Origin of the sequence: Skermania sp. ID1734 (genome assembly GCF_007489285.1) — a bacterium.
Lineage (GTDB): Bacteria > Actinomycetota > Actinomycetes > Mycobacteriales > Mycobacteriaceae > ID1734.
Genome location: NZ_VLIY01000010.1, coordinates 18,727 through 40,279 on the forward strand (window position 1 = coordinate 18,727; position 21,553 = coordinate 40,279).

Annotated in this window: 17 protein-coding genes; 6 read left to right on the forward strand and 11 right to left on the reverse strand. The window is 66.4% G+C overall.

What is annotated here, in order from left to right; all coding sequences use genetic code 11:
- Positions 1–5: 5 nt before the first annotated feature.
- From pheT to infC, 6 genes are all read right to left on the reverse strand, one after another.
- Entirely contained in the window at positions 6–2,483 is a 2,478-nt protein-coding gene (gene pheT / locus FOS14_RS13580; protein WP_143771338.1) for a phenylalanine--tRNA ligase subunit beta, read from the reverse strand.
- A gap of 30 nt (positions 2,484–2,513) precedes the next feature.
- The gene (gene pheS / locus FOS14_RS13585; RefSeq protein WP_143771339.1) at positions 2,514–3,584 is read right to left on the reverse strand and encodes a phenylalanine--tRNA ligase subunit alpha; all 1,071 of its coding nucleotides are present in this window, start codon (positions 3,582–3,584) and stop codon (positions 2,514–2,516) included.
- A 100-nt stretch (positions 3,585–3,684) separates the two neighbouring features.
- Positions 3,685–4,509 carry an RNA methyltransferase gene (locus FOS14_RS13590; RefSeq protein WP_143771341.1) on the reverse strand — a complete coding sequence of 275 codons (825 nt, stop codon included), beginning with the start codon at positions 4,507–4,509 and terminating at the stop codon, positions 3,685–3,687.
- A 23-nt stretch (positions 4,510–4,532) separates the two neighbouring features.
- The gene (gene rplT, locus FOS14_RS13595) at positions 4,533–4,922 is read right to left on the reverse strand and encodes a 50S ribosomal protein L20 (protein ID WP_143771343.1); all 390 of its coding nucleotides are present in this window, start codon (positions 4,920–4,922) and stop codon (positions 4,533–4,535) included.
- A gap of 80 nt (positions 4,923–5,002) precedes the next feature.
- Positions 5,003–5,197 (reverse strand): 50S ribosomal protein L35, encoded by a 195-nt coding sequence (gene rpmI, locus FOS14_RS13600; RefSeq protein WP_143771345.1) that lies wholly within the window; start codon positions 5,195–5,197, stop codon positions 5,003–5,005.
- Positions 5,198–5,292: 95 nt separating this feature from the next.
- Positions 5,293–5,895, reverse strand: a complete 603-nt coding sequence (gene infC / locus FOS14_RS13605) for a translation initiation factor IF-3 (protein ID WP_143771520.1) — start codon at positions 5,893–5,895, stop codon at positions 5,293–5,295.
- Between the two features lie 540 nt (positions 5,896–6,435).
- Between infC and FOS14_RS13610 the strand changes: the two genes are divergently transcribed.
- Positions 6,436–6,699 (forward strand): DUF1844 domain-containing protein, encoded by a 264-nt coding sequence (locus FOS14_RS13610; RefSeq protein ID WP_370512234.1) that lies wholly within the window; start codon positions 6,436–6,438, stop codon positions 6,697–6,699.
- Here FOS14_RS13610 and FOS14_RS13615 read toward each other — a convergent pair.
- Positions 6,693–8,282: an alpha/beta fold hydrolase gene (locus FOS14_RS13615; RefSeq protein WP_143771349.1), complete on the reverse strand. Its 1,590-nt coding sequence runs from the start codon at positions 8,280–8,282 to the stop codon at positions 6,693–6,695. The genes FOS14_RS13610 and FOS14_RS13615 overlap by 7 nt on opposite strands.
- Positions 8,283–8,382: 100 nt before the next feature.
- Positions 8,383–11,325, reverse strand: a complete 2,943-nt coding sequence (gene uvrA, locus FOS14_RS13620; RefSeq protein ID WP_143771351.1) for an excinuclease ABC subunit UvrA — start codon at positions 11,323–11,325, stop codon at positions 8,383–8,385.
- Positions 11,326–11,487: 162 nt separating this feature from the next.
- On the opposite strand from uvrA, the gene FOS14_RS13625 reads away from it, so the two are divergent.
- Together FOS14_RS13625 and FOS14_RS13630 are read left to right on the forward strand one after the other, a co-directional pair.
- A complete protein-coding gene (locus tag FOS14_RS13625) occupies positions 11,488–12,171 on the forward strand; it encodes an MBL fold metallo-hydrolase (RefSeq protein ID WP_143771353.1) in 684 nt (227 codons plus the stop codon).
- A gap of 4 nt (positions 12,172–12,175) precedes the next feature.
- A complete protein-coding gene (locus FOS14_RS13630) occupies positions 12,176–12,604 on the forward strand; it encodes a hypothetical protein (RefSeq protein WP_143771355.1) in 429 nt (142 codons plus the stop codon).
- A 4-nt stretch (positions 12,605–12,608) separates the two neighbouring features.
- On the opposite strand, the gene ligD is transcribed toward FOS14_RS13630, so the two are convergent.
- Positions 12,609–13,574 (reverse strand): non-homologous end-joining DNA ligase, encoded by a 966-nt coding sequence (gene ligD / locus FOS14_RS13635; RefSeq protein WP_143771357.1) that lies wholly within the window; start codon positions 13,572–13,574, stop codon positions 12,609–12,611.
- 18 nt (positions 13,575–13,592) lie between these two features.
- Here ligD and FOS14_RS13640 point away from each other — a divergent pair, with 18 nt between their 5' ends.
- The 3 genes from FOS14_RS13640 to FOS14_RS13650 all read left to right on the forward strand — a co-directional run bounded on the left by FOS14_RS13640 (position 13,593) and on the right by FOS14_RS13650 (position 18,757).
- Positions 13,593–15,179: a Na+/H+ antiporter gene (locus tag FOS14_RS13640; protein WP_143771359.1), complete on the forward strand. Its 1,587-nt coding sequence runs from the start codon at positions 13,593–13,595 to the stop codon at positions 15,177–15,179.
- Between the two features lie 67 nt (positions 15,180–15,246).
- Entirely contained in the window at positions 15,247–16,392 is a 1,146-nt protein-coding gene (locus FOS14_RS13645; RefSeq protein ID WP_143771361.1) for a DoxX family membrane protein, read from the forward strand.
- Positions 16,393–16,477: 85 nt separating this feature from the next.
- Positions 16,478–18,757 (forward strand): ATP-binding domain-containing protein, encoded by a 2,280-nt coding sequence (locus FOS14_RS13650; RefSeq protein ID WP_255450323.1) that lies wholly within the window; start codon positions 16,478–16,480, stop codon positions 18,755–18,757.
- Here the strand turns inward: FOS14_RS13650 and FOS14_RS13655 are convergent.
- Positions 18,754–19,206, reverse strand: coding sequence for a universal stress protein (locus FOS14_RS13655; protein ID WP_143771363.1), 453 nt, complete (start codon positions 19,204–19,206; stop codon positions 18,754–18,756). The two genes, FOS14_RS13650 and FOS14_RS13655, sit on opposite strands and share 4 nt — an antisense overlap.
- A 100-nt stretch (positions 19,207–19,306) precedes the next feature.
- A complete protein-coding gene (uvrB, locus tag FOS14_RS13660) occupies positions 19,307–21,490 on the reverse strand; it encodes an excinuclease ABC subunit UvrB (protein ID WP_143771365.1) in 2,184 nt (727 codons plus the stop codon).
- Positions 21,491–21,553 lie beyond the last annotated feature (63 nt).

Here is a 21,553-nt window from a genome sequence, read left to right on the forward strand (position 1 = left end):
CACCTCTAGCCGCGCAGCTCCGCGCCGACGGCGCTCGCGGCTGCCGCAACCGCGGCGTCGCGGGCCGCGCTGGCCTCGTCTTCGGTGAGCGTGCGGTCGTCAGCGCGGAAGCGCAAGGCGAAGGCAAGCGACTTACGCCCGGAACCAAGTTGGGTTCCGGTGAAGACGTCGAAGAGGCGAATGTCCTCGAGCAACTCGCCCGCGCCGTCGCGCAGCGCCGCGGCGACCGATGCCGCGGGCACCTTCGCGTCGACGACGACCGCAACGTCCTGCAGCACGGCCGGGTACGCGGAGATCCTCGGCGCGGGCAGGACCTCGCTCAGCGGGATGGCGTCGATGTCGATCTCGACCGCGCACGTCCGGGGCGGCAATCCGGCCCGCTCGAGCACGGCGGGATGCAGCTCACCGGCATGTCCGATGACCACATCGTCGACGACCAGCTCGGCGCATCGTCCCGGATGCCAGGGCGCGTACTGGGCAGGCCGCCGCTCGATCGCCACCCCGGCAGCCGCACCGATGACATCCGCCGCGGCAAATGCGTCCGTGGCGTCGGCAGGCCGCCCCGCGCCCCAGGGGCCATTGAGTTCGCGTAGGCCGGTCAGCACCACACAGGCATGCAGCGGCTGCGACGGCAGCGAGGCCAGCAGCGCGTCGTACTCCTCGTCGCTCGGCCGCCGGTCGACGGGTAACGGTTCGACAGCGCGGGTGTCGGGTCCGGGCAGCACCACCTGGGCGAGCCCATAGATGCTCAGATCCCGTTGTCCCCGCGCGATGTTGCGGGCGGCCACCTCGAGCAAGCCCGGCAACAGCGTGGTGGCGAGTTCGGGACGATCGGCGTCGAGCGGATTGAGCACCCGGGTGGTCGCCCGTCGCGGATCGTCGCTATCGAGCCCCCAGGATTCGAAGACGTTGTGCGGCAGGAATACCGGCGGCGGAACCTCGACATAGCCGCTGTAGGCAAGCGCCCGGCCGATACCGCGGCGGCGGCGCTGCTGCGGGGTGAGGCCGCGACCGGCCGGCGCGCTGGGCAGCAAGGACGGGATCTGCTCGAGCCCCTCGAGCCGCAGGACTTCCTCGACGAGGTCCGCTGGTTGCATCAGATCGGGCCGCCAGCTCGGCGGACGCACCGCCAGGTGCCCATCGGATTCCGCTACGGCGCAGCCGATTTGACGCAGTCGCCGGGCCGCGGTGCCGTCCGGGTAGACCACTCCTGCCACGTGGTCGGGCAGGTGTGGATCGATGAGGATGGTGCGCTCGGTCTCGCCCGAATCAACCCTGACGTCGGTGAGCGCCGGTTCCACCCGGCCCCCGGCGATCTCGACCAGCAATTCCGCTGCCCGGTCAAGCGCGGCGATGTTGACCTGCGGATCGACTACGCGCTCGAATCGCTTGCTGGCCTCGGAGGTGAGCTTGTGACGCCGGGTGGTGCGGAAGACCGCCAGGGGATTCCAGGTCGCGGCCTCGAGCAGGATCTCCGTCGACCCGGGCCCGACCTCTGTGCTGGCGCCACCCATCGTGCCGGCGAGCGAGATCGCGCCGGAATCGTCGGCGATGACCACGTCTTCGGGGTCGAGGGCGCGTTCGACGTCGTCGAGGGTGCGCAGCTTCTCCCCCGCCTCGGCGCGGCGAACCACCAACGGGCCCTGCACCTTCTCCGCGTCGAAGGCGTGCAGCGGCTGCCCGAGTTCGAGCATCACGTAGTTGGTCACGTCCACGGCCGGCGAAATCGGGCGCACACCCGCCAGCAGCAGGCGGCGCTGCAGCCAGAACGGGCTGACGGCCTTCGGATCGATGCCGCTGACCTTGCGCAGCGCGAAGCGGGTCGCCAGGCTCTCCGGCTCGAGCGTGACGGGCCAGGCCAGCACATCGGAGCCGGGCAAGGACTCCACCGCCGGATCGGCGAAGTCGAGATCGAACCCGCAGGCGAGCTCGCGGGTGAGGCCGCGCACGCTGAAGCAGTAGCCGCGGTCGGGCGTGATGTTCAGCTCGATCACCGTGTCATCGAGGCCGAGCAGCGTGTTCGCGTCGGCGCCCGGTTCCGCGGAACCCGCTTCCAACACCAGGATTCCGGAGTGATCCTTGCCGATCCCGATTTCCGATGCCGAGCACAGCATTCCGTCGGAGACGTGACCGTAGGTCTTGCGGGAGGCGATCGCGAAGCCGCCCGGCAGCACCGCACCCGGCAGCGCCGCGACCACGAGGTCTCCAACCTTGAAATTGCGGGCGCCGCAGACGATTCCCCGCGGCTGCTCTTCGCCGACCGCCACCTGGCAGTACCGGATCGGCTTCTTGAACTCGGTCAGTTCGGTGATGTCCTCGACACGTCCCACCACCAGCGGTCCCTGGATAGGCGTCAGCTGATGGACGTCTTCGACCTCGAGACCCACTCGCACGAACCCGGCGTCGAGTTCCGCCGCGCTCACCGACCAGCCGGGGTTGGCTCGCTGCAGGATCTCGGTGAGCCACGATTGCGCTACTCGCACTGTGTGATTCGCTCTCTAGTCGGTCGGATTTCAGTTGCGGACGCCGAACGGCAACGTGAAGCGAACGTCGCCTTCGACGATGTTGCGCATGTCGGGAATGCCGTTGCGGAACTGCAGGGTTCGTTCCAGGCCCATGCCGAACGCGAACCCGCTGTACTCTTCCGGGTCAATTCCACAGGCACGCAACACGTTCGGATTGACCATGCCGCAGCCACCCCATTCGACCCAGCCGGCGCCGCCCTTCTTCTGCGGGAACCAGATGTCGACCTCGGCCGACGGCTCGGTGAACGGGAAGTAGTTCGGACGCATGCGGGTGTGGGCGTCGGGGCCGAACAAGGCGCGGGCGAACGCGTCGAGCGTGCCGCGCAGGTGCGCCATGGTCAGCCCCTTATCCACAGCCAGCCCTTCGACCTGGGAGAACACCGGGGTGTGTGTCGCGTCGAGTTCGTCGGTCCGGAAGGTACGACCCGGGCAGGCGATGTAGATGGGCAGCTCGCGGGTCAGCATTGCACGGATCTGCACCGGCGAGGTGTGGGTGCGCAATACCTGACGGGAGCCTTCCGGCGCGATGTGGAAGGTGTCCTGCATCGTCCGCGCCGGGTGGTCCGGCAGGAAGTTCAGCGCGTCGAAGTTGAAGTGTTCGGTCTCCACCTCCGGACCCTCGGCGATTTCCCAGCCCATGGCGACGAAGACGTCGGCCACCTCCTCGGCGATGACCGTGATCGGATGACGGGCGCCGAGGGGACGACGCTGGGCCGGCAGCGTCACATCGATCGTCTCGGCCACCAAGACCGCAGCGTCGCGTTCGGCGAGGAGATCGGCGTACCTGGCGTCGTAGGCGGTGGCGACCTGCTGGCGGGCGACGTTCACCCGCTTGCCTGCGTCGGCTCGTTCATTGCCGGGCAGCGAACCGAGCGCGCGTCGGGCCAGCGCGATCGGCGAGCGTTCACCGAGATGCGCGGTCTTTGCCTCGGCAAGCGCCTCGAGCGTCGACGCGGCAGCAAACGCCCGCTCCGCCGCCGTCGCGGCGGCGTCGAGCGCCTCCGCGGTCAAGCTGGCGGGGTCGATCGGCTGCTTGTCTGATCCCTCGTTCTTTGCCACTGATTGTGAATCTCCCGTCGCTTCGCTCGCCCCGGCGGTGCACGCTCCTGGTTCGCCTCGGCTCAACTTGCCCATCCTAGGCGATCACCATCGGGCGACGTCAGCGGTGACGTTGGGCCCGCGAACTGGCGTAGAGGCAGATCGCCGCTGCTGAGGCGAGATTGAGGCTCTCGGCACGTCCCCGGATGGGGATCCGAACCCGATGGTCCGCCGCGGCGGAAATCGCCGGATCCAGCCCGTGTGCCTCGTTGCCGAACAGCCATGCGGTGGGGGTAGCCAGAATGCTGTCGGCGTCGTCGAGATCGAGGTCACCGTCGGCAGCGGTGGCCGCAATGGTGAGCCCGGCGCCGCGGAGCCGGTCGAGCACGCCGTAGACGTCGCGGTCGCGGACTATCGGCAGGTGAAAAATGCTGCCCGCCGAGGACCGGACGCACTTGCCGTTATGCGGGTCGACGCTGTCACCGGCGAGAATCACGGCGTCGGCGCCTACCGCATCGGCGGTGCGGATGAGGGTGCCGGCGTTGCCAGGTTCACCGATCTCCACGGGCACGGCCACCAGCCTCGGTGCTGGTTCCACCGCTTTCTCGATCGGCGCGTCGAGGAGTTCACAGACCGCGACCACGCTCGGCGGGGTGACGGCATCACCGAGGGCCTTCGCAGCGCGTTCGGAGACCAGCGACACCGTGACGCCGAGGGTCCGCGCACGGGTGAGCGCCTCGTTGACGCGGCGCCCACCCATCCCCGTGTGGAAAATCTCGCGAACTTTTCCGTGCTCGATGGCCGCTTCCACGCAGTTCACGCCCTCGACCAGAAAGAGTCCCGTCTTGCGGCGCTGCGCGGCACGCTGCAGCTTGACAGCAGAAACGACCCGCGGGGTGCGCTCGGTGAGTGGCGCCTCCGGAGACGGAGGCACTGAGCGCGACATCGCGGGTCGTCTAGTGGTGGGTGTCAGGCAGCCTCGCCGGCCGGGGCGTTGACGTCGGCGGGCAGCGCTGCCTTGGCGATCGCAACCAGGCCGGCGAACGCCTCCGCGTCGGAGACGGCAAGCTCGGCCAGAATCTTGCGGTCGACCTCGACGCCCGCGGCCTTGAGGCCCTGGACGAAGCGGTTGTAGGTCATGTCGTTGGCGCGCGCGGCGGCGTTGATGCGGGCAATCCACAGCTTGCGGAAGTCACCCTTGCGCGCACGGCGGTCGCGGTAGGCGTAGTTGAGCGAGTGCAGCTGCTGCTCTTTGGCCTTGCGGTACAGACGCGAACGCTGCCCCCGGTAGCCGCTGGACGCGGCGAGTACGCTGCGGCGCTTCTTCTGTGCGTTTACTGCTCTTTTGACGCGTGCCACTGGTCAAATCCTGTCGGGTTCAAGGGGCGCCGCAAGGGCGCCGAATGGTCGGGGAGAGTTTCGGTGGATCCCGTGCGGATCTAGATGCCGAGCAGGCGCTTCACCCGCGGCGCGTCCTGCGGGCTCACCACGTCCTTGCCGTCGAGGCGGCGGGTGCGGCGAGTGGGCTTGTGCTCCAGCAAGTGGCGACGGTTGGCCTGCTGACGCAGCAACTTTCCGCGACCGGAAACCTTGAAACGCTTCGAGGTGCCGCTGTGGCTCTTCATCTTGGGCATGAGTCCCTCAGTTCTTCCATCTTCCATATGCCCGCAGGCACGATCTGTCGGCGCCTGCGAGCAGGCTCTGATATGCGCGAAGTGCCTTAGTTGGCTCAGCTCGCCGTCGCGTCGCCCGGCTCGGCGGGGTGACTGGCGGGCCGCTGCGCGCTGGCGGCGCCCTGCTGGGCCTTCGCTCGGGTCTTCGCGCCCTTGTGCGGTGCGAGGACCATGGTCATGTTGCGGCCGTCTTGCTTGGCAGAGGTTTCGACGAAGCCCAACTCAGCGACGTCTGCCGCCAGGCGCTGCAGCAACCGGAAGCCCAGTTCGGGCCTCGACTGCTCGCGTCCGCGGAACATGATCGTCACTTTGACCTTGGACCCGGCCTCGAGGAAACGAACAACGTTGCGCTTCTTGGTCTCGTAGTCGTGGTCGTCGATCTTGGGCCGAAGCTTCTGCTCCTTGATGACCGTCTGTTGCTGATTCTTCCGAGACTCGCGCGCCTTCTGCGCCGTCTCGTACTTGAACTTGCCGTAGTCCATGATCTTGCAGACCGGCGGACGGGCATCGGGTGCGACCTCGACCAGATCGAGGTCTGCCTCGAAGGCGACGCGGAGTGCATCTTCAACACGCACGATCCCAACCTGCTCACCGCCCGGCCCGATCAGGCGGACCTCGGGGACGCGGATGCGATCGTTGATGCGAGTCTCAGTGCTGATGGGACCTCCTAGGTTTGGGGACGTTTGTCGCTTGCGTAGTTGTCGTGTCCAGTTGTGTGGAGACCAGGTCCGCGACGAAAAAACCCCGCGGCGGTGAACACACCGACACGGGGCCCGTCGACCGGTCATCGAACACAACACCCGCGGGTGCGCGAACATTCCCCATGCCTGGGGACCCATGCGCCAGCATGGTGACCGGACCGCTGATCAGTCTGCGCCAAACAACGGTGGGAGCGGGCTCCACTTGTCTGCCCTGAACATATCCGAAAGCGAATCTGGACATACCCAGGGCGGTCGTGCCCAAAAGCCTAGCATTACTCGACGTCAGCACAGAAATCAGCGCCCTCCCCGCAAGTCACCCGGTACTTGTCGCGGCGCTGCAGTCGATCGACTGCAGCACGACGCGAAGTAGTGGGTGACTTCGCAGGGTGCGATGCTCGTACCGTGACCCACACCGATGACACCCAGGCGAACGCAGACGCTACGGTCCGCGAGCTTGCCGACATCCCCGCCGTCGAGGTCATCAGCCGCGCGGCCGTCATGCTGATGAGCTCCGCGGCCGAGAAGCTCGGGCTTTCCGATGCCGACCCGGAGTCCAGCCCGCACCGTGACCTGGACGAGGCGCGCCGGGTAATCACTGCGCTGGCTGGCCTGATCACCGCGTCGGTGGAATACCTCGGTCCGCACGCCGGTCCGATGCGCGACGGATTGCAGTCCCTGCAGCGGGCGTTTCGGGAAGCATCGGCGCACCCCGACGAACCCGGCAAGGGACCGGGCGAAAAATTGACCGGGCCGGTCTACTGACCGTCGTCGCGCCGCCGGTCGGTATTCGGCCGCTCGGCGTCGGCGTGATTGACGCCTAGCACCCGGTGAATGGTGTGCAATCCACTGCGCACTGGGCCTTCGGGTGAGATGTCCTCGAAGGCTTCCAGCATCTCGCCGAGGGCGTCGCGAATCTGATCGACCGTGGACGGCGCGGCGTGGGCGACCGCCGACGCCGGTGCCCGTACTGCCGAGGATGCGCCGGCGACGGCAGATGCGGCGGTACTTGTCGCGGTTCCGACGGCTGAAGCCGCTGTCGATGTCGCCGAACCGACCGCTGAGGCGGCCGTTGCCGCCGCCGTTCGCGCGGTCTCGTAGGCGGTCGAGTGCGCCGCGGCGGCCGCGGCCCGCGCTGCCTTGGCCTCTTCGGCGGCCCGAATCTCGTTCTCGGCCTCTTCGTGCACCAGTCCGAGAACTCGCAACAACTCCTCGTTCACCTCGGCCGCGGCCTCGAACGGGGTCTGATGGCCGCACTTGGGCACGGATCGCAATGTCGCGTTGGGAATCGCCGACGCGAGGGCGTCTTGGTCCTTGGGCGGCACGATCCTGTCGTTTTCGCCCTTGATCACGGCAACATGCGCGCTGAGCGCGGGCAGTCCGGACCGTTCGTCGTGATCCATGGCGGCGGCGAGCAGGTCACCGAATTGCCGAAAACCATTGTCGTACATGATCGCAACGGTCGGGCGAACCGCCGTCTTCGAACTGCGGTGGGCAACGGCGAAATAGCGGACACCGAGTTCATAGGGCGCCAGCCCAATCAGGTGCGCGACAAACCGTGGCAAGAGGTCGAGCAGGCGGAAGATGCCGACTGCCTCGCGTCGCATGGCCCAACTGACGGGCGCCAGGATGCGCCACAACCCGAACCTGGCGGTTTTGCCCAACGGGCCGGCGGTGGTCGAACACAACACGTAGCCGCCGATGCGCTCGGCGAGGTCGGGCCGCACCGCGGGCAATGCCAACGCGGTCATGCCACCCATCCCGTGCCCGGCGATGACCAGCGGCCCACGCGGCGCCGTCTGGTCGATCACCCGGCCCAGGTCGTCGGCCAACTGACGAACGCCGCGAATGTTCTGGTCCAGCTTTCGTTTTCCCGAACGGCCGTGGCCACGCGCGTCGTAGCTGACCATCCGGACCTGGTAGTCAGCAAGCGCCGCGCGTTGTTCCCGCCACGCTGCTGCGCTCAATCCCAAGCCGTGAACGAACAGCAAGGTGACCAACGCGTCGCTGGGGCCCTGCATTTCGACGTGCAGCTTTGTCCGGTCGGCGGTTTCCACGTTGGCCACCCGCCCGGCCCGACCCTTGTGTGCAAGCAGCCGCCACGGCTCGCCGTCCCAGTGATCAGTGACCCAGAACCAGTAAGTCAGCACCAGTCCACCGCCGAAGACCACCACAGCCACCGTCCACAGCAAGGTGTTGCTCAGGTTGTAGCGCTGGATGAGCAGATAGAACACCAGCACCACGATCGCGAGTGCCACGATCGCGACGATGCCGGCGAGCACCAGAAATTCCAGCAGGCACGCACCGCGTTTCCGGCGGCGACCCTTGTACTGCGCCGCTTCCGCCATCGCATACCTCCCTGTTCGGCCCTGCTGGCTCGATACTAGGTCGGGAGCTTGCGGCGAACGGCAGTTTTGCGCAGCTAGAAGACGTTATTCGGCAGTTACATCAACCGACCGCGGCGGCCCTTCGGCTGGGTGACGCCTTCTTCGGGTTTCGCTTAGCGGTGCGTTTCCCCGGCGAGGCGGCAGTGCGCCGTGGCTTGAGAACGTGCCGGAGGAACTGGCCCGTGTAGCTCTCCTCGATCGCGGCGACCTCTTCGGGGGTGCCTTGCGCGACGACGGTTCCGCCGCCCGAGCCACCCTCGGGCCCCATGTCGATCACCCAGTCCGACGTCTTGATGACGTCGAGGTTGTGTTCGATCACGATGACCGTGTTGCCCTTGTCAACAAGTCCGTTGATGACGGCCAATAGCTTGCGGATGTCTTCGAAATGCAGGCCGGTGGTGGGCTCGTCGAGGATGTAGATGGTTCGCCCAGTGGACCGCTTCTGCAATTCGGCCGCCAACTTGACGCGTTGCGCCTCGCCACCAGACAGTGTCGGCGCCGGCTGGCCGAGCCGGACGTAGCCGAGCCCCACGTCGACGAGCGTCTTCAGGTAGCGGTGAATCGAGGTGACCGGCTGGAAGAATTCCGCTGCCTCCTCGATGGACATGTCGAGCACCTCGGCGATCGTCTTGCCCTTGTAGTGCACCTCGAGCGTTTCCCGGTTGTACCGCGCACCGTGGCAGACCTCGCACGGGACATACACGTCCGGCAGGAAGTTCATCTCGATCTTGATGGTGCCGTCCCCCGAACAGGCCTCGCAGCGACCGCCCTTCACGTTGAACGAGAAGCGCCCCGGCTGGTAGCCGCGGACTTTCGCCTCGGTGGTCGCGGCGAACAGCGTCCGGATCTTGTCGAACACGCCCGTGTACGTCGCCGCGTTGGATCGTGGCGTACGCCCGATCGGTGACTGGTCGACCTGGACGAGCTTGTCGAGGTGGTCGAGGCCGTTGACGCGGGTGTGCCGCCCAGGGACCTGCCGTGCGCCGTTGAGCTTGTTCGCGAGCACCGTCGCGAGAATGTCGTTGACCAGCGTCGACTTACCCGACCCGGATACGCCGGTAACCGAGGTCAGTACCCCGAGCGGAAAGCTCACGTCGATGCCGCGCAGGTTGTGTTCGCGCGCGCCCACGACGGTGACTTGGCGACGTTTGTTCACGGGCCGGCGCACCATCGGCACGGCGATCTCGGAACGACCGGACAGGTATGCGCCGGTCAACGATTCCGGATCGGTGAGCAACTCCTGGTAGGGACCGCTGTGCACGACGCGGCCACCGTGCTCACCGGCCAGCGGCCCGATGTCGACAACCCAGTCCGACGCACGAATCGTGTCTTCGTCGTGCTCGACGACGATCAGCGTGTTGCCGAGGTCGCGCAGCCGGGTGAGCGTGTCGATGAGGCGTCGATTGTCGCGCTGATGCAGCCCGATCGATGGCTCGTCGAGCACGTAGAGCACGCCCACCAATCCGGACCCGATCTGGGTGGCCAGCCGGATTCGTTGGGCCTCGCCGCCGGACAACGTCCCCGCGGCCCGGGACAACGACAGGTACTCCAGGCCGACGTCGAGCAGGAATCCCAGCCGTGCCTGTACTTCCTTGAGGACTTGGCCGGCGATCGCTTGCTCGCGCGCTCCCAGAGTCAGCTGGTTGAGGAACTTGGAGCATTCCGCGACGGAAAGTTCGCTGACCTCGGCGATCGACTTGCGCTCCGCCCCCGCCGCAATGGTCACCGCAAGGATCTCGGGGCGCAGCCTGGCTCCGCTACATGCCGGACAGGGCACGTCCCGCATGTAGCCGTCGTAGCGCTCCTTCATTTGCTCCGACTCAGTTTGCTCCAACCGTCGGTGCAGGAACGGCATGACGCCTTCGAAGTCGGCGTAGTAGGAGCGCACCCGCCCGTAGCGGTTCTTGTACCGCACGTGTACCTGGTCGGCGCTGCCCTCCAGCACCGCCTTGCGCGCCTTGGCCGGCAGATCCTTCCATGGGGTGGACATCGAAAAGCCCTGGATCTCCGCCAAGCCGGAAAGCAGCCGGCCGAAGTACTCCGACGTCTGACCCATCGACCACGGCGCGATCGCGCCGTCCTCGAGGCTCAGTTCCGGATCCGGCACCACCAGGTCCGGATCGACCTCCTTGCGAATCCCTAGGCCGGTGCAGTCCGGGCAGGCACCGTAGGGCGAGTTGAACGAGAACGACCGCGGTTCCAGATCGTCGACGTCCAGCGGGTGCCCGTTGGGGCACGCGAGCCGCTCGGAGAACCGACGTTCCCGGTCGTGGGCGTGCTCGTCGCGGTCGACGAAATCCAACACGACAATGCCGTCGGCCAGCCGCAGCGCGGTCTCCACGGAATCGGTGAGCCGCTGCTTCGAACTCGGCTTGACCGTCAATCGGTCCACCACGACCTCGATGTCGTGCTTTTCCTGCTTCTTCAGCTTCGGCGGGTCGGTCAGCGGGTGCACGACGCCGTCCACCCGCACGCGGGCGTAACCCTGCGAGTTCAACTGGTCGAACAGGTCGACGAATTCGCCCTTGCGCGTCCGGACCACCGGTGCGAGCACCTGGAAGCGGATGCCCTCCTCCATGGCCAGCACCTGGTCCACGATCTGTTGCGGCGTCTGCTTGGCGATGCGCTCGCCGCACACCGGGCAATGCGCCGTTCCTGCCCGCGCGTACAGCAGCCGCAGGTAGTCGTAGATCTCCGTGATGGTGCCGACCGTCGAACGCGGGTTGCGGTTGGTCGACTTCTGGTCGATCGACACCGCCGGCGAGAGGCCTTCGATGAAGTCGACGTCCGGCTTGTCCATCTGGCCGAGGAACTGCCGGGCGTACGCAGACAACGACTCCACATACCGTCGCTGGCCCTCGGCGAAGATCGTGTCGAACGCAAGGCTCGACTTGCCGGAACCGGACAGGCCGGTGAAGACAATGAGGCTGTCCCGCGGCAAATCCAGATCGACGCCGCGCAGATTATGTTCGCGCGCGCCACGTACAACCAGGCGATCCGCCACAAGCATCCTTCCGCAATTTCGAACCGGCGAGACTCCAGGCCCGCCCTGGTCGCCATGCTATGTGCACCCACCGACAAGTTTCGACGGCCGAGCGTGAGGGGAGAAACGCCGACCACCCCAAGCCCTGTTGGCGGCCCTCCATCGACGGTAGCGTGCGGTCCTATGGAGTCCCATTCGGTACCGATCGACACCACCTACACCGGTCATGTTTCCGCCGGGTCGGCAGCGCAGCAGCGCGACGTCCCCGGCGCGACGATCATCAAAATGTCCGTCGGCCCCATGGATAACAACGCCTACCTGCTGCGTTGTTCCGAGACCGGGCTGTGCCTGCTGATCGACGCGGCCAACGACGCGGACCGGCTGATCTGGCTGCTCGAACAGGAAGCCCCCGCCCTCGAGCTCATCATCACCACCCACCAGCACGCCGACCATTGGCAGGCGCTGCAGGAGGTGGCCGCGACGACCCGGGCCGCCACGGCTGCGCACCCGCTCGATGCGCAACCGCTGCCGGTCAAGCCGGACCGCCTGCTGAACGACGGGGACACAGTTCACGTAGGAGAGATGGCCCTCGACGTTATCCACCTGCAGGGACACACGCCCGGGTCCATCGCACTCGTACTGACCGACCGCGACGGCCAGGTACATATCTTCACCGGGGACTGTCTCTTCCCCGGTGGCGTCGGCAAAACGACGAATCCGACGGACTTCGCCAGCCTGCTCGGCGGCGTCGAGTCGAAGCTCTTCAACCGCTATGCAGACGCGCATATCTATCCCGGCCACGGAGACGACACCATGCTGGCCGACGAGCGGCCGAAGCTGACCGAGTGGCGCGAGAGGGGCTGGTGACCGGATGCTCCGCACAACAACTCTCCTCGGTGCGTGCGCCCTCGCTCTTGCTGTTTCCGGGTGCTCGGGCGGCGACGGAAACAACCAGGCATCCGGTGCGCCCACCACGCCGGCGACGAAAGCGGCCGTCTTCACCTGCCGCGGCGAGCCGCAGGTTCGACCGGCGACCATCGACTCGGTCTTCTGCGCCGACATGGGTCTCACCGTCACCTCGATCACCTGGCAGTCGTGGGGCGACAACAACGCCGTCGGCACCGGCACGGAGAACAAGAATCTCTGCGAACCCACCTGCGCGGCCGGCAAGATCCAGCACCGACCGGTGACGGTCACGCTGTCGAACCCGCAGGACGGCGGATTCTCCAAGATCACCCTGACCGCGGGCGACGGCACGTCGGAAAGCTATCCGCTACCGAACAGCCACGCGGGCCACTAGGTAACTAGTCGGAGCCGCCTGGATCCGCCGCGCCCGCTTGTTCGTCTCGCGCGGCCCAGTCGAGGAGTTCATCGAGGAGGTACACCGCGTCGTCGATGCCGGCGTCGAGATCGCCTAGCCGCGCAAAGCGTTGCGGCACTGTGGCAATAGTGAAATCGGCAGGCTCGATGGCGGGTATTTCGTCCCACGTCACCGGCGTCGACACGGTAGCCCTCGGCACACCACGCACCGAATATGCGCTCGCGATGGTGTGGTCGCGCGCGTTCTGGTTGTAGTCGACGAACAACTTGTGCGGGTCGCGGTCCTTGCGCCACCACGTCGTCGTCACGTCCTCGGGAGCGCGGCGCTCGACCTCGCGTGCGAACGCCAACGCGGCCCGGCGCACATCGGAGAATCCCCATTCCGGTTTGATCCGGACGTAGATGTGCATCCCCTTGCCGCCCGACGTTTTGGGCCACCCGACGGCGCCGAGTTCGTCGAGCACCTCATGCGCAACCGCGGCCACCCGCCGCACCCTGTCGAATCCGCACTTCGGCCCGGGGTCGAGGTCGATGCGCCATTCGTCGGGGAATTCGACCGCGGGCGCTCTCGTGTTCCAGGGATGGAACTCGACCGTAGACATCTGCACCGCCCAGACGACCTGCGCCAACTCCGTGACACACAGCTCGTCCGCGTGCCGTCCGTAGCGCGGAAAGGTGACCCGCACGGTGCGCACCCAGTCCGGAGCTCCGGTGGGCAACCGCTTCTGGTGCACCTTGTCGCCGCTCAGACCGCTGGGGAACCGGTGCAGCATGCAGGGGCGCTCCCGCAGCGCACGGACAATGCCGTCACCCACGGAGATGTAGTAGTTGGCGAGGTCGAGCTTTGTCGCGCCGAGTTCCGGAAAGTACACGCGGTCCGGGTTGGTTAGTCGCACCGTTCGCTCGCCGACGCGCAACTCGACAGCGGGCGAGGCGGTTTTGTCCGGCATGGCAGTCAAACTAATCGCATGCACCAATTCGCGCTGTTGTTCATTCTGTTGCTCGGGGCTGTGCTGACAGTTCCGCTCGGCGACAAACTTGGGCTGCCGGCACCGGTGCTGATGACGCTCGCCGGAATTGTGTTGGCGCTGTTGCCTTTTGTGCCGGACATCGACATCTCCCCCGAGTACATCCTCCCGCTACTGCTGCCGCCGCTGCTCTACGCGGCTGTGCAGCGAACGTCGTGGCGGCAGTTTGCCGCGAACTGGCAACCGATCTTCCTGCTGGCGGTGGCGCTGGTCTTCGTCACCACCGCGGCGGTGGCGGTAGTGGCCAATTCGATCGTGCCGGGGCTGCCCATCGCCGCGGCGGTCGCGCTGGGCGCGCTTGTCGCGCCGCCGGATCCGGTCGCGGTGAGCGCGGTCGCCGGATCGCTCGGGCTGCCGCGCCGGCTCGTATCGATCCTCGAGGGCGAAGGGCTGTTCAACGACGTCACATCGGTGGTGCTGTACAACGTCGCCATCGCCGCCGTAGTCAGCGGCTCCTTCACCTGGTCGGTCGCCGCCGCCGAGTTGGCCCTCTCAGCGATTGTCGCGGTAGCCGTGGGCGTGCTGGTCGGGTTCGCGGGCGCCCGCTTGATGACATTGCTCGGCGACGCGACGCTCCGGGTGGGGCTGACTTTGCTGCTCCCCTACGCGAGCTACGTGATTTCCGATCAGTTGCACGGGTCGGGCGTGCTCGCCGTGTTGGTGACGGCGCTCTTCCTCAACGAGAAGCGTTCGGACGCCGACGATATCGAGGGCCGCCTGACCGGCAGGTCGTTCTGGACGGTGATCGACACACTGGTGACCGGCGTCGCGTTCGGCGTTATCGGCCTCGAACTGCATACCGTGCTGGGCACCGCCAGCGGTGAACTCGGGCAAATGCTGGTGTGGGGAATCATCGTCTCGGCCGTTGTCATCGCGGTGCGGTTCGCCTGGCTGGTGCCGGCTGCCGCCGCGGTGCGCCGGACCAAGCAGGCCCTCGACCCGGACGCCGAACTTCCGTCGAACTTTCGCGAGACCATCGTGATGTGGTGGTCCGGCATGCGCGGGGTGGTGACGGTCGCCCTGGCGCTGGCCGTTCCCTTACAGATCGACAAGGGCTCGGCGTTTCCTGGGCGCAATCAGATCATCTTCATCGCCTTCACGGTCATCATCGCCACACTGGTGGTGCAGGGCCTGACGCTGCCCTGGCTGGTCAGGACACTCCGCGTCACCGCCGACACCGCGCGGGAACGTGCCCTGGAGAGCCAGCTCGCGCAATCCGCTATGAGTGCGGCCCGAACTCGGCTGCACGAACTCGCCGAGTCGGAAGAGCTGCCCGATGACCTTGTCGAGTTGCTCACCCGGCGCATCATCGAGATGGGTGTCCGAATCGACCCGGACATCGGCGACGACGAACGGCGGGAAAGCCACCGGGAACGCCTGGCCCGCGTTCGCGCCTTCCGGCGCGCCCAATCCGAGATCATGTCGGCCGCAAGGCAAGCCGTACTCGCGGCTCGTCATCAGCCGGGCAGCGATCCGGAGTTGGTGGACCGGGTGCTGCATCAACTCGATGTCCGCAGCCTGCGCTGAACGTTTCGTTGCGGAGCTGTCGGGGAATGCGGGGACGGTCCGTGTGACTCACGATGGAGGTTGCCAGATGCTCGTCCGCCGCATCGCCCGTCCGCTACTGTCGTCCGTGTTCATCGCCGGAGGTATTGAGGCACTGCGCAATCCGCAGCAGCGCGCCGAAGCGGCCGCCCCGATCGTTCAGAAGGGTGAGCAGTCGCTGCCCAGCAACGTCACCGCAAAGGTGCCGACCGATCCCGTCACTCTCGTCCGGATCAACGCCGCCGTCCAACTCGGTGGCGGCGCGCTTCTCGCGCTCGGCAAGGCGCCGCGGCTGGCGTCGCTCGCACTCGCTGGAACGGTTATCCCGACAGCGATCACCGAACATGACTTCTGGCAGGAAAAGGACCCGGTCCGCAAGGCCGAGAAGCGTTCAGAGTTCATCAAGAGCGTCAGCCTGCTCGGTGGACTGATGATCGCGGCGGCTGACACCGAAGGCAAGCCATCGCTGGCGTGGCGCGGACGGAAGGCCGCGGGTCGGGCCACTGCGGCGGTGTCTGCGGCGTTGCCGGCGGGGATGGCGGCCGACGGTGACAATGCCGAGCGGTTGCGGGAGCGGCTGCACCACGTGGCCGAAGTCGTGCGCGAGCGGGGACCTGAGCTTGCGGACGCCGCCCGGGAGCGCGGAGCCGAGCTTGGCGAAGCGACCAAGAAGCGCGGAGCTGAGCTCGCCGAGGTAGCAAGGGAGCGCGGAGCCGAGCTTGGCGAGGTGACCAGAAAGCGCGGAGCCGAGCTTGGCGAGGCGACCAAGAAGCACGCACCGGGCCTCGCGGACGCTGCACGTGAGCGCGCCGCGGAACTCGCCGAAATAGCCCGACAGCGCGCCGCCGAACTGGCCGATGCTGCCCGAGACCGGGCACCCGAACTGGCCGACGCCGCCCGCGATCGCGCGCCGGAACTCGCCGAGGTGACCAGGAAGCGCGCCCGCGAACTGGCGGAGATAGCGCGGGAACGCGGGCCCGAATTCGCCGACCTGGCTCGCGAACGCGGCGCCAAGCTCGCCGAAGTCGCGCGCGAACGCGGGCCGGAATTCGCTGAACTCGCCCGCGACCGCGGCCGGGAGCTAGCCGAGACGGCCCGAGACCGCGGGCCCGAATTCGCCGACCTCGCTCGTGAACGCGGTGTCGACTTGGCCGACACGGCGCGCAAGAAGGCAAAGTCGCGCTGGCAACGCTAGCCGGTTTAGCTGCTGCTTCGGCGCGCTGAGCGGATTCGCACTAGACTCCGCAAGGCACTTTTCAAGCCGAAGCTACCGAGGAGACGTGTTGGTGCAGGACCGCCGCGACGAGCTACTCGAACGCGAGCAGGCCCATGAACAGGCGTACGTGTCGAATCTGTACGAGCATCTCGACGGCATGCGCGCCTACGCGGAGAAGCGGCTGAGCGAGGTCCTGCTGGAGCGGGGCGGCACTCCGCAGGCTCGCAGTGAGCGGGAATCGTTCACCCACCTGTACTCGGACGACTTGGCCAAGTACGACGCGGCGGAGAACGGCCTCTGCTTCGGCCGCATCGATCTCGTGGACGGCGAACGCCGCTACGTCGGCCGGCTCGGCATTCTCGACGAAGCCAACGATTTCGAGACGTTGCTGCTCGACTGGCGTGCGCCGATGGCCCGCCCGTTCTACCTGGCTACGACAGCCGCCCCGGACGGGGTAATCCGGCGCCGGCATATCCGCAGCCGCAACCGGCGGGTCACCCGAGTCACCGACGAGTATCTGGATCTCGACGCTGCCGAACTGGCCGGGATGTCCACGGCCGACGGTGGCGTCGGCAGCGAAAGTGCGCTGCTGACGGCACTCAATGCGGCCCGCACGGGCCACATGATCGACATTGTCGAAACCATTCAGCGCGAGCAGGACGCGATCATTCGCTCCGAGCACAAGAGCGTTTTGGTGGTGCAGGGTGGACCAGGTACGGGCAAGACCGCCGTCGCGCTGCACCGCGCGGCGTACCTGCTCTATACCTACCGGCAACAGTTGGCCAAGAGCGGCGTACTGATCATCGGTCCCAACTCGACGTTCCTCGACTACATCAGTCAGGTGCTGCCGTCGCTCGGCGAAACGGGGGTGCTGCTGTCGACGATCGGTGACTTGTATCCGGGCGTGCAGGCGACCGTCGAAGAGTCGTTGCGGGGCAGCGAACTGAAGGGCTCGCTCGCCTTCATCGATGTGCTCAAGAATGCGGTGCGGGAGTATCAGCGGCTACCCGATGCCGCGATACCGCTGCGCTTCGACTCGTATGTGGTGACGCTGGACCGCAAAACGGTCTCGAGGGCCCGGGGTCGGGCGCGGTCGTCACGGCGGCCGCACAATTTGGCCCGGCCGATTTTCATCACGGCGGTCGTGGATGCGCTCGCGGACCAGCTCGCGGCGACCTTGGGCGAAAACGTCGTCGGTGGCACGAATCTGCTCAGCCGCGACGACATCGCCGACATTCGGGCCGAGATGCGCTCCGATGCGCGCGTCATGGCCGCTATCGACGAGTTGTGGCCGGAGCTCACCCCGCAGCAGGTCCTCATCGATCTGTTCAGTTCGCCGGAACTGCTTGCCGCCGCGGCCCCGGACCTGTCCCCCGCGGATCGCGAGTGCCTGTTCCGCAACGATGGTCAGTTCAGTGGCTCCGACGCACCCCTGCTCGACGAGCTCGCCGAACTGTTGGGTGTGGACGACACGGCGGAGCGCGAGCGGGCCCGACGGCGCTGGCGCGCCCAGATCGCCGAAGCGCAGGGCGCATTGGACATCCTCACCGGATCGGCGCCGCAGGATCTGGAGGACGAACTGGATCCGGAAATCTTGATGGCCTACGACCTCATCGACGCCAGCCAGCTAGCTCAACGCCATACCGTGGGCTCGCGGCTGACCACCGCCGAGCGCGCCGCCGGCGATCGAAGCTGGACCTATGGCCATGTCATCGTCGACGAGGCACAGGAATTGTCGGCGATGGCCTGGCGAATGGTTATGCGCCGCATACCGAATCGCTGGCTGACAGTAGTCGGCGACGTCGCGCAGACCGGTGATCCGGCGGGGTCGTCCGCGTGGAGCAGGTCGCTGGAACCGTATGTGGCGCAACGCTGGAAGCTCACCGAACTCACGGTGAATTACCGTACGCCCGGCGAAATCATGGCGGTGGCCGCCGACGTGCTGCGCGCGATCGACCCGGCGAGCGAAGTCCCGAAGTCGGTGCGCGACACCGGCATCAAGCCGTGGGCCCGCCAGGTAGCGCAAGAGGAGATCGCGGCAGAAACGCGGCGACGTCTCCAGGATGAGCGACAGCCCGGACTCACCGCGGTTATTGCATCGCATGCTGATGTCGCGAAGCTGGCCGACCTCGCCAGCGATGACGTGCGAGTGACCACGGTCCGCGACGCCAAAGGCCTGGAATTCGACTCGGTGCTGATCGTCGAGCCGAAACACATTCTCGCTGAATCGCCGCGCGGGATGAACGACCTCTATGTGGCGCTCACCCGCGCGACGCAACGTCTGGGCGTTGTCTACTCCGGCGAACTGCCGGAGGTTCTCTCGGGACTCCGCCCGCTGAACTAGCGGACGGTGTGCACGATCAGAACGTCGGACTTGGACTTACGCGCGACATCGGAGGGCACGGAGCCGAGCAGGCGACCGGTGAAGCTGTTGAGCCCGCGGTTTCCGATCACCAGCAGGTCGCAGTCAACTTCTTCGACGAGTTCGAGCAGCGCCTCCACCGGAGCGCCGACGATCGGCCGTTCCACGATGTTCTTCGCGCCAACGGCAGTGGCCTTCTCCTTGGCCGTGCGCAGAATCTCGTTGGTCGGGGCGGAACCCCGAACCTGGTAGGCGTCGTCCTTCAGCACATCGGCGGCCGCGCCGACTTCACGCTCGTCGGTCGGAAAGTACGCGCAGGCGATGATCAGCTTGGCATCCGCGTCACTAGCCAGCGAACCAGCCTTTTCGACGGCCTTGTACGACGATTCGGAGCCATCGGTACCTACGACAATGGTCCGGTAGGCGCTCATTCATTCCTCCAATTGGGCAAGTATGCGATCCTGCTGACCATATCGGCATCGGCACCGCTATAGGCGGATTTGAGGGAGAACACACACGGCGATTAGCTGGTCATTTCACGCCCGCGGCGTCCATTCCGCGCAACTCCTTCTTGAGGTCGGCGATTTCGTCCCGCAACCGGCCGGCAAGTTCGAACTGCAAGTCTCGCGCCGCGCTCATCATCTGGTCGGTCAACTCCTTGACCAGATCCGCGAGTTCGGCCCGCGGCATCGATTTCACATCGCGCCCTTCATATACGCCGGCGCTGACCGCGCGGCCCGGCTCACCTTGGGCACGTCGGCCGCGGCTGGCGTTTCGACCTGAGCCACCGACGGCCACCTCGCTGTCGTCCGCCTCCCGATAGACCTGGTCGAGGATGTCGGCAATTTTCTTGCGCAGTGGTTGTGGATCGACGCCCATTTTTTCGTTGTAGGCAATCTGCTTGGCGCGACGGCGTTTGGTCTCGTCGATGGCGTGCTTCATCGAGTCGGTCATCTTGTCCGCGTACATGTGCACTTCGCCGGACACATTCCGGGCCGCGCGGCCGATGGTCTGGATCAGGCTGGTGCTGCTGCGCAGGAAGCCCTCCTTGTCCGCGTCCAGAATCGCGACGAGCGACACCTCCGGCAGGTCGAGGCCTTCCCGGAGCAGGTTGATGCCGACCAGCACGTCGTACTCACCGAGCCGCAGTTGCCGCAGCAGTTCGACGCGGCGCAGTGTGTCGATCTCGGAGTGCAGGTAGCGCACCCGCACGCCCAAGCCGAGCAGATAGTCGGTGAGATCTTCGGCCATCTTCTTGGTCAGCGTGGTGACCAAGACCCGCTCGTCGCGCTCGGTGCGTTGCCGGATCTCGTGCACCAGGTCATCGATTTGGCCCTTCGTCGGCTTCACCACCACCTTGGGGTCGACCAGGCCGGTGGGCCGGATCACCTGTTCGACGAACTCGCCACCGGTCTGGCCGAGCTCGTAAGGCCCCGGAGTGGCCGAGAGGTAAACGGTCTGGCCGATCCGGTCGGCGAACTCTTCCCAGGTGAGCGGCCGGTTGTCGACCGCCGAAGGCAACCGGAACCCGTACTCCACCAGGTTGCGCTTGCGCGACATGTCACCTTCGTACATGCCACCGATCTGCGGCACGGTGACGTGCGACTCGTCGATGACGAGCAGGAAGTCGTCGGGAAAATAGTCGATCAACGTCGCCGGCGCCGAGCCTGCCGGGCGGCCGTCGATGTGGCGCGAATAGTTTTCGATGCCTGAGCAGAAGCCGACTTGGCGGATCATCTCGAGGTCGTACTGGGTGCGCATGCGCAGCCGCTGGGCCTCGAGCAGCTTGCCCTGCCGCTCGAGCTCGGCGAGGCGCTGTTCGAGTTCGGCCTCGATGTCACGAACCGCCCGCTCCATCCGCTCCGGGCCGGCCACGTAATGGGTTGCCGGGAAGATCCGCAGCATGTCCACCTTGCGGACCACGTCGCCGGTGAGGGGATGCAGGTAATAGAGCGCCTCGATCTCGTCGCCGAAGAACTCGATCCGCACCGCCAACTCTTCGTAGGACGGAATGATCTCGACAGTGTCCCCGCGCACCCGGAACGAACCGCGAGTGAACGACAGGTCGTTGCGCGTGTACTGCACATCCACGAGCAGCCGCAACAGCGCGTCGCGGTCCACCTCGCGGCCGACCTCCAATTGGACCGAACGATCCAGGTACGACTGCGGCGTACCTAGGCCATAGATGCACGACACCGACGCGACCACCACCACGTCCCGTCGGGACAGCAGGCTCGACGTCGCCGAATGCCGCAGTCGCTCGACGTCGTCGTTGATCGAGGAGTCCTTCTCGATGTAGGTGTCCGTCTGCGCGATGTAGGCCTCGGGCTGGTAGTAGTCGTAATACGACACGAAGTACTCGACTGCGTTGTGCGGCAACATCTCTCGTAGCTCGTTGGCCAACTGGGCGGCGAGCGTCTTGTTCGGTGCCATCACGAGCGTCGGGCGCTGCAGCCGCTCGATGAGCCATGCCGTGGTCGCCGACTTACCCGTGCCGGTGGCGCCGAGCAGCACTACATCCTTTTCACCCGCCTGGATTCGCCGTTCGAGTTCGGCGATGGCCTCCGGTTGGTCACCGGCGGGCTGATGCTCGCTGACCACCTGGAACCGGCCCTCGGTTCGCTCGATTTGTCCGACTGGCCGGAACTCCGAATGGGCCACCGGCAGCTCGGTATGCGCATCGTCGGATTGCGGAATTTCCGTTGCAAACGCCATGTGACAAGACTAGGTCGAGACACCGACAAGTACTGCTCGCCGAGCAGCCCCCAACCCGGCCGG